Genomic DNA, 13845 nt, shown 5'->3' on the forward strand with positions numbered 1-13845 from the left:
CAATCGCGTGCCCCTTGGGCTTGCTGGCTCAGCGGCTCATCAGGATGGGAAACAGTTTGCCCAGGCCATCGGCCATCACTTCCACCGACAGCGCGGCCAGGATCAGGCCCATGAGGCGGGTCATCACGTTGATGCCGGTTTTGCCAAGGATGCGGGCGATGGGTTCGGCCAGCGAAAAGCACACGGCCGTGGCCAGGGCGATCACGGCGCCATAGCCCACCAGCGCGGCGTGTTGCCAAAAGGTATGGGCCTTGTCCGCATAGATCACCACGGTGGACATGGTCGCGGGGCCGGTCAACAGGGGAATGGTCAGGGGAACCACCGCGATCGAGGCTCGGGCCGCGGCATCATTGACCTCGTCGGCATTCGACTTGGCTTCAGCTGGTTGGGCGTTGAGCATGTTGATCGAGCCGATCAGCAGCAGCGTGCCCCCCCCGACCTGGAAGCTTTGCAGAGAGATGCTGAAGAAATCCAGGATCTGCAGCCCCAGGATGGCGCTGATGGCGATCACCGCAAAAGTGCTGATGGCCGAGATGCCGATGGTGCGTCGGCGTTGGGCAGGCGTGAAGTCCTGCGTGTAGTGGATGAAGAAAGGAACAATCGCCAGCGGGTTGACGATGGCGAGCAGGGTGACAAGCGGCTTAAAGTCCATGCGCTTGAGTCTCGCACATCGACCTTTCGGAAGCCATGCACCGCTACACGGTGCTTTCCATGAGTCAATTGGCGGATTCTGCCGGTGCGTCGGCGGGGTTGCGGCGGCGGAACATGCCATACCCCTCCATGTGCAGCACCTTGTCGCCATGCTGATTGAACATCTCCCATTGGGTGCGCACCAGGCCCACGTCGGGGCGTTTGCTCATGGGACGGCTTTCCAGCACGGTGTGTTGCAGGCGCAGCGTGTCGCCGGGGAACACCGGTTTGAGCCACTTGATGCCCTCCAGGCCCGGTGAGCCCAGGCTGGATGATTCGCGCAGGAAGTGGGTCACCATCAGGCGCATGGCCATGGAGCAGGTGTGCCAGCCACTGGCACACAAGGCCCCGAACACCGAGGCCTTGGCGGCTTCGTCGTCCAGGTGAAAGGGCTGGGGATCGAACTGGCTGGCGAAGGCAATGATGTCTTCCCGGCTGGGGGAGATGGTGCCAAGGTCTTTCTGAAATCCGACGTGCAGGTCTTCCCAGTAATACCGAATCGAGCTTGCTTGGGTCATGAGAGGTTTGTTTGGTTGTCTCAACGGCCGCCAGAAACGTCCAGCAGCGACATGGTGGTGTAGCTTGCCGCGTCAGACAGTAACCACACAATCGCCTGCGCGACTTCCTCGGCGCTGCCGCCGCGCTGCATGGGCACCAGGTGGGCCAGGTCGCGCACCCGGTCGGGCAGGCCGCCTGAGGCATGGATGTCGGTCTCGATCAGCCCGGGCCGCACCGCATTGACACGGATGCCTTCGGCCGCCACTTCTTTGGCCAGGCCGATGGTGAAGGCGTCCACGGCGCCCTTGGCCGCGGCGTAGTCCACGTACTGGCCGGGCGAGCCCAGGCGGGCCGCCGCACTGGAGACGTTGACGATGGCGCCGCCGTCGCCGCCGTGGCGACGGCTCATGCGGCGCACCGCCTCACGGGCGCACAGCATGGTGCCGATCACGTTGATGTCGAACATGCGTTTCCAGCGCGTCACGCTCATGTCCTCGACCCGTGCGGTCACGTCGACCACGCCGGCGTTGTTCACCAGGGCGCTCAGACGCCCCAGTTTGGCGTCGACCTTGGCGAACATGCCCAGCACCTGAGCTTCGTCGGCCACGTCGGCCTGCACCGCCACGGCCTGCCCACCACTGGCGCGGATCTGGCGGACCACTTCATCGGCGGCCAGGGAGTTGGCCGTGTAGTTCACGGCCACTGCGTAGCCCTGCTGCGCCGCCAGCAAGGCGGTCGCTGCGCCGATGCCGCGGCTGCCGCCGGTGATCAACACTACTTTGCTCATATCCATGTCTCCAGCCAGATGGGGTCAATTGGGGTAAAAAGCCGCCTGTGCCCGGCGACGCGTGTGCCCGCTATTTTGCGTCGGGTGTCGGCAGAGCCCGGTCTTTGTCGGGTGTGCCGTTTGCATGTACTTTCCAACAGGAGTTTTCCATGGGTCAATTCATCGATCTGAAGGCCGCTGACGGCCATGTGTTCCCCGCCTATGTGGCGCAACCCGCCGGCACGCCCAAGGGGGCTGTCGTGGTGCTGCAGGAGATCTTCGGTGTCAATTCGCACATCCGTTCGGTGGCAGATGGCTATGCCGCCCAGGGTTATCTGGCCGTGGCGCCGGCCACGTTCAACCGCGTCAAACCCGGGGTGGAACTGGGCTACTCCGAGGCCGACATGGGTGAGGGTTTTGGCTACAAGACCGAAGTCGAAGCCCTGCCTGCCCCCGGCGTGTTGCAAGACATCCAGGCCGCCATCGACCATGCGGCCCGTGCCGGCAAGGTGGGCATCGTCGGTTATTGCTGGGGCGGCCTGCTGGTTTGGCGCTCGGCCGTGGCGCTGACGGGCTTGAGCGCTGCTGTGGCCTATTACGGCGGTGGCGTGACCACGCCCGACGAAGTGGCGCGTCAGCCCAAGGTGCCGGTGCTGGCGCACTTTGGTGACAAGGACCACTGGATTTCTCTGGAGTCGGTCGAGGTGTTCCGGGCCGCCCACCCTGAGGTGCAGGTGCACGTCTATGCTGCCAACCACGGGTTCAATTGCGATCAGCGTGGCTCGTATGACGAGGTGGCCGCGAACACGGCCCGTGAACGCACGCTGGCCTTCTTTGCGCAGCATCTGGCTTGAGGGGCCTGTGGCGCTGGCGCGGTGACAATCACGGCTTCCGCGCCACCTGTCCATCGAGTCTCCTGCCATGAGTTCCTTGCCCCCCGTCAATGAGGCGCTGCCTCTGTTTCCCCTGCAAACTGTGTTGTTTCCAGGGGGATGGTTGCCGCTGCAGATCTTCGAGGTGCGCTACCTGGACATGATTGGCCAATGCCACCGCGAGGGGCGGCCTTTTGGCGTGGTGTCGTTGCTGCAAGGCCAGGAGGTGCAGCGCGCAGGGGACTCTGCACCAGAGGCCTTCCAACGGGTGGGTACTCTGGCGCACATCGTCGGGCTGGAGCGGCCCCAACCCGGGTTGATGTTCATCCGTTGTGAGGGTGGGCAGCGGTTTCGCCTGGCCACACCGCAGCGTCTCAAGCATGGGCTGTGGGTGGCGCCGGTGGCCGAATGGTTGCCGGACGACCCGCTGGTGGCCGTGCCTGATCACCTCTTGCACGTGCAGCGCGCGCTGCAGGCCCTGGTGGCGCAAGGTGAAGCCGAAGTGCAGCGCCAGTCTCAGGCCGGGCTGGAGTTGCCGGTCCGCCAGCCTTATCAGTGGCATGACGCGGGCTGGCTGGCCAACCGCTGGTGCGAGCTGCTGGGCTTGCCGGCAGCCCAGATGCAGCAGTTGATGAGCCTGGAAAGCCCTCTGCTGCGCCTGGAGCTGGTGGCAGATCTGCTGGAGCGTGATCACGGCCTGACGCCGCCGGACCCGCATTGATCGGGGGCCAGGCCTGGTTCAGCGCCTGGAGCGGGCAAGGTATTGCTTGCGCCAGAACACCACGATCAAGCCCAGTGCAATCAGTCCCATGGTGCCCATGGCCCACCAGAAGCCGGTTTCCCGGTGCACCAGAGGAATGAATTCGAAGTTCATGCCGAAGATGCCTGCGATCAGATTCAAAGGCAGGAACACGGCCGTCAGCGCCGTCAGGGTGCGCATGATGTCGTTGGTGCGGTTGCTCTGGGCTGAAAAATGCATTTGCACGGCGGTCTCGGCGCTTTGTTCCAGCCGACGCACATGGTGCACCACGCGCTCAATGTGCTCCAGCACGTCGCGGCTGCGCACCTTCAACAGGTCACGCTCGCGCTGTTCAGCCGGGGTTTGGGCGTCGGGCCAGGTTTCCAGGGCATCGATCCAGTCCTGGATGGCGGCGCGCTGGTCTTCGCAGATCTCGTCAAGCTGGTGAAGTGACAGCCGGGCCTCCAGCAGGGCGCTCCAGTTGTTGAAGCGGGTGCCGGGTTTGAGCAGAGAGCTTTGCCAGTGATCGAGCTGGCGCGTGAGTTCACGGCGCAGCTCCAGGTAGCCGTCCACCATCAGATTGACCAGCCGCAGCATCAGATCGGCCGGGTTGGCCGGCACGCGTGAGCCGGTGGGGCGCGGATCGGCATGGCCGTGGTTGAGCAGACGCGCGGCGTAGGCCTCGCGCACGCTGCAGTCGCTGGGGTGCACGGTGAGCAGCAAATGGTCGAACAAGGCAAAGCCCACCGGGCTGGTGTCGATGCGGCGCAGCACAGGTGGGCCGCCGCGGGTCGGTGAGCGCACCAGCGGCTCACCCGAATGGGCACCATCACTTTCACCGTGGCGGGTCGCCAGCCTGCGAAACACCAGCAAATCGTATTGCGAGGTGTAGTCGTAGTGGGAGGGCAACTGCTTGTTCAGCAGGTCGGAGATGTGCAGATCCACCAGTTGCAACCCCGTCCAGGCCTGCAAGGCCCCTTGCAGGCGACCTTGCAGGTGCTCGAATTCTTCACGCGAGCAGGCCAGCCACAGGTAGCCCTGCTCGGGTAAATGGGCTGGCAGGGTGTCGGTCTCGCTGATGTTCGAGCCTTGGATCGAGAAAATGCGCATGGGGGCGGCTGCGTGCCCTCAGGCTTGTTGTTGCAGGGCTTTGGCGGCGTCGATGGCGAAGTAGGTGAGTACGCCATCGGCACCGGCCCGTTTGAAGGCCAGCAGGCTTTCCAGCATCACGGCATCGTGATCGAGCCACCCGTTCTGGGCGGCGGCCTTCAGCATGGCGTACTCGCCGCTGACCTGGTAGGCAAAGGTGGGCACATGGAACTGGTCCTTCACGCGGCGCACGATGTCCAGGTAAGGCATGCCGGGTTTGACCATCACCATGTCGGCGCCTTCGGCCAGGTCCAGGGCCACTTCGCGCAGGGCTTCGTCGCTGTTGCCGGGGTCCATCTGGTAGACCTTCTTGTTGCTCTTGCCCAGGTTGGCGGACGAACCCACGGCGTCACGGAAAGGGCCGTAGAAGGCGCTGGCGTATTTGGCGCTGTAGGCCATGATGCGGGTGTGGATCAGGCCCTGCGCTTCAAGCTGGTCGCGGATGGCGCCAATGCGGCCATCCATCATGTCGCTGGGGGCCACGATGTCGACCCCGGCCTGAGCCTGGACCAGGGCCTGGCCCACCAGTACCTCGGTGGTCTCGTCATTGAGGATGTAACCGCTGTCGTCGAGCAGGCCGTCTTGACCGTGGCTGGTGAAAGGGTCCAAAGCCACGTCGGTCATGATGCCCAGCTCGGGCACTTCCTTTTTGAGGGCTTGCACCACGCGTGGGATCAAGCCGTCCGGGTTCAGCGCTTCTTTGCCGTCGGGGGTTTTGAGCGCCGCATCGATCACGGGGAACAGGGCCATCACGGGGATGCCCAGGCGAGCGCATTCTTCGGCCTGGCGCAGCAGCAGGTCCAGGCTGAGCCGTTCGACGCCAGGCATCGAGGCCACGGCCTCGCGGCGGTTCTGGCCTTCATGCACGAACACGGGGTAGATCAGGTCATGGGCGCTCAGGCGGTGCTCGCGGACCAGGTTGCGCGTGAAGTTGTCGCGCCGAAGGCGGCGCGGGCGATTGGCGGGGAAGGGGGCGGGGTGGAGGAGAGGGGAGGTCATTCGAAAATTGTGCCTCATACCTCGTCGTTCAGTAAATGACGCAGTGGAATGGTTGTTTCAAAAATATCATTTCTATATTGGATATCCGGTAATTTGTGGCGACGTGCGGCTTTTTTCTGACGAAATTCAATGTAAATCTGAATTTCCTGCTTGAGTTTGGTCGGTGACTTTGCTAAATTACCCCTGGGCAGCTTGCTGCTCCCCGCTTTTCCTCCCTGAGCGGGTGCCTTGATGTGTGACAGCAAAAAGGCTTCCTGACCCGGCCGATGGCCGGGTTTTTTTTTGCCTGCCCTGTGTCAACACAAGGCTTGGCATCGCTTGCCGTGGTGCTTCTGGACAGGCGGGGATCTGGCCCTACACTGAGGCCATGCTCTGGATCAAAGCCTTTCACATCGTCTTCGTGGCCAGCTGGTTTGCCGGTCTGTTCTACCTGCCTCGCATTTTTGTCAATTTGGCCATGGTGCCGGTGGGTTCTGTGGCCGAGCGAGAGCGTTTGTTGCTGATGGCCCGCAAATTGTTGCGATTCACCACCTTGCTGGCCGTTCCGGCATTGGCCCTGGGCGCTGTTCTCTGGCTGGGGTATGGCATTGGCCGCGGGCCGGGCAACGGCTGGATGCATGCCAAGTTGATGGTGGTGCTGCTGGTTCTGGCTTATCACCATGTCTGTGCCAGATTGCTTCGCCAGTTTGTGGCCAATCAGAACCGACGCGGGCATGTCTGGTTCCGTTGGTTCAATGAAGCGCCGGTGCTGCTGATGCTGCTTGCTGTGGTGCTGGTGGTGGTCAAGCCGTTTTGATGCCAGAGGCGGGTGCCGTGTCTGAACACAAAAGCGCAGCCTGGCCTCTGGCCCAGGTGTATGCGGCGCTGATTGTTTATGCCAGCCTGTACCCGTTTGGTGAGTGGCGCACTCAGGGGATCTCGCCTTTTGCATTCCTGCTGGCGCCCTTGCCTCGGTACTGGACCGGTTTTGACGTTCTGTCGAACGCCCTGGGTTATGGCCCCTTGGGCTTTCTGATCACTCTGGGGGGGCTGCGCAGCAGGTTGGCTCGCCCGCTGCTGTTGGCGGTGGGGGTGGCGTTGGGCCTGTCGTTGGTGATGGAGAGTTTGCAGAGCTATCTGCCCTCGCGGGTTCCCTCCAATGTGGATTTGTTCCTCAACGGGTTGGGTGGGATTGTGGGGGCCATGGCGGCGTGGGGTTTGGAGCGCCTGGGGGCGTTGGATCGCTGGACCCTGTTCCGTGCGCGTTGGTTCGTGCCGGAGGCGCGTGGGGCCTTGGTGCTGCTGGCCTTGTGGCCGGTGGGCCTGCTGTTCCCGGCGGCGGTCCCTTTGGGTTTGGGCCAGGTCATGGAGCGGGTCGAAGAGGGTTTGGCCGACTGGTTGGCTGATACGCCTTTGCTGGATTGGCTGCCTGTGCGAGATGTGGAGCTGCAGCCTTTGATCCCGAGTGCCGAACTGCTCTGTGTGGCGCTGGGGGCGTTGGTGCCTTGCTTGCTGGCCTACAGCATTGTCCGGTCCTTGCCCAGGCGTCTGGCCATGCTGGTGCTGGTGCTGGGGGTGGGCCTGGGTTTCACCGCCTTGTCGGCCGCCTTGAGTTACGGCCCGGTGCACGCCTGGAGCTGGCTGAGTCTGCCGGTGCAACTGGGCCTGGTGCTGGCGGTGTTGCTGGCCCTGCCATCGCTGTGGCTGACTCGTCGGGGGTGTGCTGCTTTGTGCCTGCTGGCACTGGGCATCCACCTGTCTATCTTGAATCAATCGCCGACCAGTGCCTATTTTGCCCAGACCCTGCAGACCTGGGAGCAGGGGCGCTTCATCCGGTTCAATGGCTTGGCGCAATGGGTAGGCTGGTTGTGGCCTTATGCCACGCTGGTTTATCTGGTCAGTTGGATGGCCCGGCGCGAGCCGGTTTGAGGTCGGAGCGATGCCCTGGGGCCGCTTCTCTCTAAAATGGCGCCATGTCCGAATCCTCTACCGTCAAGGCCGCCACTGGCGCTGTTGCCGATGGCGCGCCGCAGCTGGCTGCGCAGCCCTCCTATTACGAGCGGCACATCTTTTTCTGCCTCAACGAGCGCATCAATGGTGAGGACAGTTGTGCTCACCACGGAGCCAAAGAGGCCTTTGACCGCTGCAAGGCTCAGGTCAAGGCCGCCGGGCTGGCGGGGCCTGGCCAGGTGCGCGTGAACAAGGCCGGGTGCCTGGATCGCTGTGCCGGTGGGCCCGTGGCGGTCGTCTACCCAGAGGCGGTCTGGTACACCTTTGTGGACCCCAGCGACGTCGATGAGATCGTGGAATCCCACCTCAAGAACGGCAAGGTGGTGGAACGACTTCTGACGCCGCCCCATCTCGGACGTTGATTTGTTGTTGGATATCGAACCGGGTCGCATCCTGGCGGAGCGACCCGGTTCTGTTTGAGAAGGTATCGCCATGAATGCCCAAACCTTGAAGCTTGAACTCGTGGGGCCTTCCGGCGCTCTGCAAGGCTTGCGCGACTCGGCCTCTGTGCCAGAAGGTGGCGCCCCGAGAGGGGTAGCCATCATCGCCCACCCGCATCCGCTGTTTGGCGGCACCATGGACAACAAGGTGGTGCAGACCTTGGCGCGTGCCTTCGTTCAGTCGGGTTGGGATGCCGTCCGATTCAACTTCCGGGGGGTGGGTGGCAGCGCTGGCGTCTGGGATGAGGGGCGTGGGGAGATCGACGATTTTCTGGCCGTCCTGGAGCAGCAGGCGCCTCATGGGCCCATTGCCATCGCAGGGTTCTCTTTTGGCGCCTATGTGGCCAGTCATGCCCTCAAGGCTGTCTGCTCCAGTCGCGAGGTGGACCGGGCGGTCTTGGTCGGTACCGCTGCCTCACGCTTCCAGGTGGCCGAGCTGACGCCAGAATTGCATGAGCGGGCGCTGGTTCTGCATGGTGAGCAGGACGATACGGTGCCCCTGTCGGCGGTGATGGATTGGGCGCGTCCTCAGGCGCTGCCGGTGATGGTGGTGCCCGGAGGGGGGCACTTCTTTCACGGTCAGCTGCCGTTGTTGAAAGCGCTGGTGATGCGCCATTTACGCCCCTGACGACGTGCGAAGCCATGAACTTTGGGGTGCGTTGGGCGCTCTCATGGTTTGGCTGCGCCTTCGCGGTCCCTGTGTTTTTCGGCTCTGCGTACGCGCTCTTCGCATGAATTCTTTTTTCAAGCCTCTGCTGGCCTCCATCCTCATCGTCGCCTCGCTTCGTGCTGGGGCGCAGGCACCTCAGGTGCCGGAACTGGCGGCCCGCTCCTACCTGCTGATGGATGTGACGGCCCATCAGATCCTGGCGGAGAAAGACATCGACTCACCGGTCGAGCCGGCTTCTCTGACCAAGCTGATGTCGGCCTACCTCGTCTTTGATGCGCTGAAGGCTGGGCGGATCGAGCTCGCGCAGCGACTGCCGGTCAGCGACCGAGCCTGGAAGATGCCTGGTTCGCGCATGTTCATTGACCCCAAGATGAAGGTGCCGGTAGAGGACTTGATCAAGGGCATGGTGGTTCAATCCGGCAATGACGCCACCATGGCTTTGGCGGAAGGGGTGGGAGGCTCGGCCGAGCACTTTGTCGAACTCATGAATGCCCAGGCCAAGGTTCTGGGGATGAAGAACACCGTTTACAAGAACCCTGAAGGCATGGTCGAGGCTGGCCATACCAGCACGGCGCGTGATCTGAGCATTCTGGCCACCCGCCTGATCCTTGATTTTCCGGACTACCTCCGCTACTACGCCATCAGGCAATACCGCTATGAGGGCTCGCCTGCCACGAACGCCAGCAATCGCAACCTGCTGCTGTTTCGCGACCCGACGGTGGATGGCTTGAAGACTGGCCATACCAATGCGGCAGGCTATTGTTTGATTGCCACGGCCAAAAGAGACTTTCCGAATGTGGGGGGGCGACGGTTGCTGTCGATCGTGCTGGGGGCGGCCAGTGAGAATGCGCGGGCCAATGAAAGTCAGAAGCTGTTGAATTGGGGCTATACGGCCTACGAAGCCGTCAAACTGTTCGACGCGGGCCAGCCTGTGGTGACGCCGAGTGTCTGGAAAGGCAAGGAGAGCACGGCGCGCCTGGGCCGCCCGGAGGCGATTGTGGTGGCGGTGCCTGCAGGTCAAGCCGGCAAGTTGCAAACCCTGGTGACAAGACCCGACCCGGTGGTGGCCCCTTTGCAGAAGGGGCAGGGCATCGGTACCCTGAAAGTCAGCTTGGCCGATCAACCCTTGCTTGACGTGCCGCTGCTGGCCCTGGACGGCGTCGAGCAGGCCGGCGTCATGGGGCGAGCCTGGGACGCTCTGCGACTCTGGATCAAGTGATGGGGTGAGGGTTTGTCAAGCCGTACTTGCCCCCAAAAGCCCGACCTGATACAGTAGAAGGCTTTTCGGAATTTCCGAAGGGTTGCACATTTGCGCGTCAATCTGATTTGACTTGCATGGGCTGTATGACCGCAGTGACTGCTGAGTGATCCGTTTGGACGGCTCGGTGGTTTGCTCCAGCGGTTTTTGCGGCTCGGCATGGTGATCAGACAGGTGCGTTTCACGCGTGTGCAGTGCCGTGCGGTGTCGATTGCTCGGCTTTTTTGTAATTTTCAAACGTTTAGGGACGTTTCATGCCAACCATCAACCAGCTCGTGCGTCAGGGGCGCGAGGTCGAAAAGACCAAGTCCAAGAGCCCCGCGATGCAAAACTCCCCCCAGCGTCGTGGCGTGTGCACTCGTGTGTACACCACGACTCCCAAGAAGCCTAACTCCGCTCTGCGTAAGGTTGCCAAGGTGCGCCTGACCAACGGTTTTGAGGTGATCTCCTACATCGGCGGTGAAGGCCACAACCTGCAGGAACACAGCGTGGTGCTGGTTCGCGGCGGTCGTGTCAAGGACTTGCCCGGTGTGCGTTACCACATCGTGCGTGGTTCGCTCGACTTGCAAGGCGTGAAAGACCGCAAGCAATCGCGTTCCAAGTACGGCGCGAAGCGCCCGAAGAAGGCCTAAGCAATTTTGCTGTCAGCCACGGGTGAATGGTTCCCGAAAGCGTCACAGCTTTGAAAAACATCGGTGTTTGAATGGCCTGGCTGGCCTTCAGACGTAGTGACCCGAACAGTGCCATGTTGGCGCGGGGTCGAGTAAGTGAGTTGCCCCATGGCACTCGCGGTACCTGAAATGGTGCCAACTGAAGCATAGAGGTGAAGAAATGCCACGTCGTCGCGAAGTCCCTAAACGTGAAATCCTGCCGGACCCGAAGTTCGGTAACGTCGAGCTGTCCAAATTCATGAACGTGATCATGGAAGGCGGCAAGAAGGCGGTCGCAGAACGCATCATTTATGGTGCTCTGGACCTGATCGCCAAGAAGCACCCTGACAAGGACGCCCTGGAAGCTTTCACGGTTGCCATCAACAACGTGAAGCCCATGGTCGAAGTGAAGTCCCGCCGCGTCGGCGGTGCCAACTACCAAGTGCCTGTGGAAGTCCGCCCTGTTCGTCGTCTGGCTCTGTCCATGCGCTGGATCAAGGAAGCCGCCCGCAAGCGTGGCGAAAAGTCGATGGCCCAACGTCTGGCCAACGAACTGCTCGAAGCCACCGAAGGCCGTGGTGGTGCCATGAAGAAGCGTGATGAAGTTCACCGCATGGCCGAAGCCAACAAGGCTTTCAGCCACTTCCGCTTCTAAATAGATCCATCCCCTCGCGTCTGAGAGCCCGCCTTTGTGCGGGCTCTCAGCGATTAACGGAGAAATTTCATGTCCCGCAAGACCCCCATCGAGCGCTACCGCAACATCGGTATTTCTGCTCACATTGACGCCGGTAAGACCACTACCACCGAGCGTATCCTGTTCTACACCGGTGTGAACCACAAGATCGGTGAAGTGCATGATGGCGCAGCCACCATGGACTGGATGGAGCAAGAGCAAGAGCGCGGCATCACGATCACCTCGGCTGCCACGACCTGCTTCTGGAAGGGCATGGACATGTCTTTCCCCGAGCACCGCATCAACATCATCGACACCCCCGGCCACGTTGACTTCACCATTGAAGTTGAGCGCTCGATGCGCGTGCTGGACGGTGCTTGCATGGTTTACTGCGCTGTGGGTGGCGTGCAGCCCCAGTCTGAAACCGTGTGGCGTCAGGCTAACAAGTACAAGGTGCCGCGTCTGGCCTTTGTGAACAAGATGGACCGTACTGGTGCCAACTTCTTCAAGGTCGTGGACCAGATGAAGCTGCGCCTGAAGGCCAATCCTGTGCCTATCGTGATCCCCATCGGCGCTGAAGAAAACTTCAAGGGCGTTGTGGATCTGCGCAAGATGAAGGCCATCATCTGGGATGAAGCCTCGCAAGGCATGAAGTTCAACTTCGAAGAGATCCCGGCCGACCTGCTGGAAACCGCCAAGGAATGGCGTGAAAAGATGGTCGAGGCTGCTGCCGAATCTTCGGAAGAGCTGATGAACAAGTACCTGGAAGAAGGTGACTTGACCGAAGAAGAGATCACCCACGGCCTGCGTACCCGTGCCATCGCCTGCGAAATCCAGCCGATGCTGTGCGGTACCGCATTCAAGAACAAGGGTGTGCAGCGCATGTTGGACGCCGTGATCGAACTGATGCCTTCGCCTGTGGACATTCCGCCGGTGAAGGGTACGGACGATGACGAGCAGCCGGTCAGCCGCAAGGCCGACGACAGCGAGAAGTTCTCGGCCCTGGCATTCAAGCTGATGACCGACCCGTTCGTGGGTCAGCTGACCTTCGTTCGCGTTTATTCCGGCGTTCTGAGCAAGGGCGACACGGTCTACAACCCGGTGAAGGGCCGCAAGGAGCGCATTGGTCGTATCGTTCAGATGCACGCCAATGAGCGCCAGGAAGTGGACGAAATCCGCGCTGGCGACATCGCTGCCTGCGTGGGCTTGAAGGACGTCACCACCGGTGAAACCCTGTGCGATCCTGATGCCATCGTCATGCTCGAGCGCATGGTGTTCCCTGAGCCTGTGATCCGTCAGGCTGTGGAACCCAAGACCAAGGCTGACCAGGAAAAGATGGGCATTGCCCTGCAACGTCTGGCTTCGGAAGATCCGTCTTTCCGCGTCAACACCGACGAAGAATCGGGCCAGACCATCATCGCCGGTATGGGCGAGCTGCACCTGGAAATCATCGTTGACCGCATGAAGCGCGAATTCGGTGTGGAAGCCAACGTGGGCAAACCGCAGGTGGCCTACCGTGAAACCATCCGCAAGTCGGTTTCTGACGTCGAAGGTAAGTTCGTGCGTCAATCGGGCGGTAAGGGTCAGTACGGCCACGTGGTGTTCACTGTCGAGCCGAACGAAGTGGGCAAGGGTTTTGAATTCGTCGACGCCATCAAGGGCGGTGTGGTTCCTCGCGAATACATCCCTGCCGTTGAAAAGGGTGTGATCGAAGCCTTGAACAGTGGTGTGTTGGCCGGCTACCCGGTGGTGGACGTCAAGGTCACCTTGACCTTTGGTTCGTACCACGATGTGGACTCGAACGAAAACGCGTTCAAGATGGCTGCCATCTTCGGTTTCAAGGAAGGTTGCCGCAAGGCCAGCCCGGTCATTCTGGAGCCTATGATGGCTGTGGAAGTCGAAACCCCTGAAGACTACGCCGGCAACGTGATGGGTGACCTGTCCAGCCGTCGCGGTATGGTTCAGGGCATGGACGACATGGTCGGTGGTGGCAAGGCCATCAAGGCCGAAGTGCCGCTGTCGGAAATGTTCGGCTACTCGACTACGCTGCGTTCGATGTCGCAAGGTCGCGCTACCTACACGATGGAGTTCAAGCACTACAGCGAAGCTCCGCGCAACGTGGCTGAAGCCATCGTGGCAGCCCGCGCCAAGTAATTGGCACTTGCCCCGCGCCTGCAGAGGTGGCGGGGCATCCTCATTTGTCTGCGATCCGGTGCCCCTTTGTCCCCGTGCGAAGGGATTGAGCAACTGGATGCAGACGTAAAACCACACACGGGATCGCTCTTTTTGGAGATTGAAAATGGCAAAAGGCAAGTTTGAACGTACCAAGCCGCACGTGAACGTCGGTACCATCGGTCACGTTGACCACGGCAAGACCACCCTGACGGCTGCGATCGCAACCGTTCTGGCAGCCAAGTTCGGCGGCGAAGCCAAGGCTTACGACCAGATCGAT

At 61.6% G+C, this 13845-nt stretch carries 17 protein-coding genes; 11 read left to right on the plus strand and 6 right to left on the minus strand.

Going from position 1 to position 13845, the window contains the following annotated elements; genetic code table 11:
- Window positions 1-28: 28 nt before the first annotated feature.
- From AC07VS_RS25840 to AC07VS_RS25850, 3 genes are all read right to left on the minus strand, one after another.
- Window positions 29-652 carry a MarC family protein gene (locus AC07VS_RS25840; RefSeq protein WP_027477393.1) on the minus strand — a complete coding sequence of 208 codons (624 nt, stop codon included), beginning with the start codon at window positions 650-652 and terminating at the stop codon, window positions 29-31.
- Window positions 653-716: 64 nt separating this feature from the next.
- Window positions 717-1208 carry a MaoC family dehydratase gene (locus AC07VS_RS25845; protein ID WP_494752400.1) on the minus strand — a complete coding sequence of 164 codons (492 nt, stop codon included), beginning with the start codon at window positions 1206-1208 and terminating at the stop codon, window positions 717-719.
- A gap of 20 nt (window positions 1209-1228) precedes the next feature.
- On the minus strand, window positions 1229-1975 hold the full coding sequence (locus tag AC07VS_RS25850; protein WP_492350055.1) for an SDR family oxidoreductase: 747 nt from the start codon (window positions 1973-1975) through the stop codon (window positions 1229-1231).
- A gap of 149 nt (window positions 1976-2124) precedes the next feature.
- Here AC07VS_RS25850 and AC07VS_RS25855 point away from each other — a divergent pair, with 149 nt between their 5' ends.
- Both AC07VS_RS25855 and AC07VS_RS25860 read left to right on the plus strand, forming a co-directional pair.
- Window positions 2125-2808, plus strand: coding sequence for a dienelactone hydrolase family protein (locus AC07VS_RS25855; protein WP_494658494.1), 684 nt, complete (start codon window positions 2125-2127; stop codon window positions 2806-2808).
- Window positions 2809-2875: 67 nt separating this feature from the next.
- Window positions 2876-3547, plus strand: a complete 672-nt coding sequence (locus tag AC07VS_RS25860) for an LON peptidase substrate-binding domain-containing protein (RefSeq protein ID WP_494658495.1) — start codon at window positions 2876-2878, stop codon at window positions 3545-3547.
- Between the two features lie 18 nt (window positions 3548-3565).
- Here the strand turns inward: AC07VS_RS25860 and AC07VS_RS25865 are convergent, their stop codons facing one another.
- Genes AC07VS_RS25865 through AC07VS_RS25875 form a run of 3 tightly spaced genes read right to left on the minus strand, consistent with a single transcriptional unit; the run spans window position 3566 to window position 5958 of the window.
- A complete protein-coding gene (locus tag AC07VS_RS25865) occupies window positions 3566-4675 on the minus strand; it encodes a magnesium transporter CorA family protein (protein ID WP_494658496.1) in 1110 nt (369 codons plus the stop codon).
- Between the two features lie 18 nt (window positions 4676-4693).
- Window positions 4694-5713 (minus strand): porphobilinogen synthase, encoded by a 1020-nt coding sequence (gene hemB, locus AC07VS_RS25870; RefSeq protein WP_494658497.1) that lies wholly within the window; start codon window positions 5711-5713, stop codon window positions 4694-4696.
- 14 nt (window positions 5714-5727) lie between these two features.
- Window positions 5728-5958 (minus strand): hypothetical protein, encoded by a 231-nt coding sequence (locus AC07VS_RS25875; protein WP_494752401.1) that lies wholly within the window; start codon window positions 5956-5958, stop codon window positions 5728-5730.
- A 122-nt stretch (window positions 5959-6080) separates the two neighbouring features.
- Here AC07VS_RS25875 and AC07VS_RS25880 point away from each other — a divergent pair, with 122 nt between their 5' ends.
- The 9 genes from AC07VS_RS25880 to AC07VS_RS25920 form a co-directional block, all read left to right on the plus strand.
- On the plus strand, window positions 6081-6509 hold the full coding sequence (locus tag AC07VS_RS25880; protein ID WP_492350049.1) for a CopD family protein: 429 nt from the start codon (window positions 6081-6083) through the stop codon (window positions 6507-6509).
- Complete coding sequence (locus tag AC07VS_RS25885; protein WP_492350048.1) at window positions 6509-7621, plus strand: VanZ family protein; 1113 nt, start codon at window positions 6509-6511, stop codon at window positions 7619-7621. Before AC07VS_RS25880 ends, AC07VS_RS25885 begins: the two co-directional genes overlap by 1 nt.
- A gap of 44 nt (window positions 7622-7665) precedes the next feature.
- Window positions 7666-8064, plus strand: a complete 399-nt coding sequence (locus AC07VS_RS25890) for a (2Fe-2S) ferredoxin domain-containing protein (RefSeq protein ID WP_492350047.1) — start codon at window positions 7666-7668, stop codon at window positions 8062-8064.
- Between the two features lie 70 nt (window positions 8065-8134).
- Window positions 8135-8770 carry an alpha/beta hydrolase gene (locus tag AC07VS_RS25895; protein ID WP_492350046.1) on the plus strand — a complete coding sequence of 212 codons (636 nt, stop codon included), beginning with the start codon at window positions 8135-8137 and terminating at the stop codon, window positions 8768-8770.
- A 103-nt stretch (window positions 8771-8873) separates the two neighbouring features.
- Window positions 8874-10031, plus strand: coding sequence for a D-alanyl-D-alanine carboxypeptidase family protein (locus AC07VS_RS25900; protein ID WP_492350045.1), 1158 nt, complete (start codon window positions 8874-8876; stop codon window positions 10029-10031).
- 293 nt (window positions 10032-10324) lie between these two features.
- On the plus strand, window positions 10325-10702 hold the full coding sequence (gene rpsL, locus AC07VS_RS25905) for a 30S ribosomal protein S12 (RefSeq protein ID WP_017759704.1): 378 nt from the start codon (window positions 10325-10327) through the stop codon (window positions 10700-10702).
- Window positions 10703-10901: 199 nt separating this feature from the next.
- Complete coding sequence (gene rpsG, locus AC07VS_RS25910) at window positions 10902-11375, plus strand: 30S ribosomal protein S7 (RefSeq protein ID WP_019577824.1); 474 nt, start codon at window positions 10902-10904, stop codon at window positions 11373-11375.
- Window positions 11376-11444: 69 nt separating this feature from the next.
- Window positions 11445-13547 (plus strand): elongation factor G, encoded by a 2103-nt coding sequence (gene fusA / locus AC07VS_RS25915; RefSeq protein WP_492350044.1) that lies wholly within the window; start codon window positions 11445-11447, stop codon window positions 13545-13547.
- Window positions 13548-13692: 145 nt separating this feature from the next.
- Window positions 13693-13845 (plus strand): GTP-binding protein (locus tag AC07VS_RS25920; RefSeq protein WP_494752402.1); only part of this gene is annotated, 153 nt, incomplete at its 3' end.

This window comes from Curvibacter sp. GW821-FHT01G03, assembly GCF_059422285.1.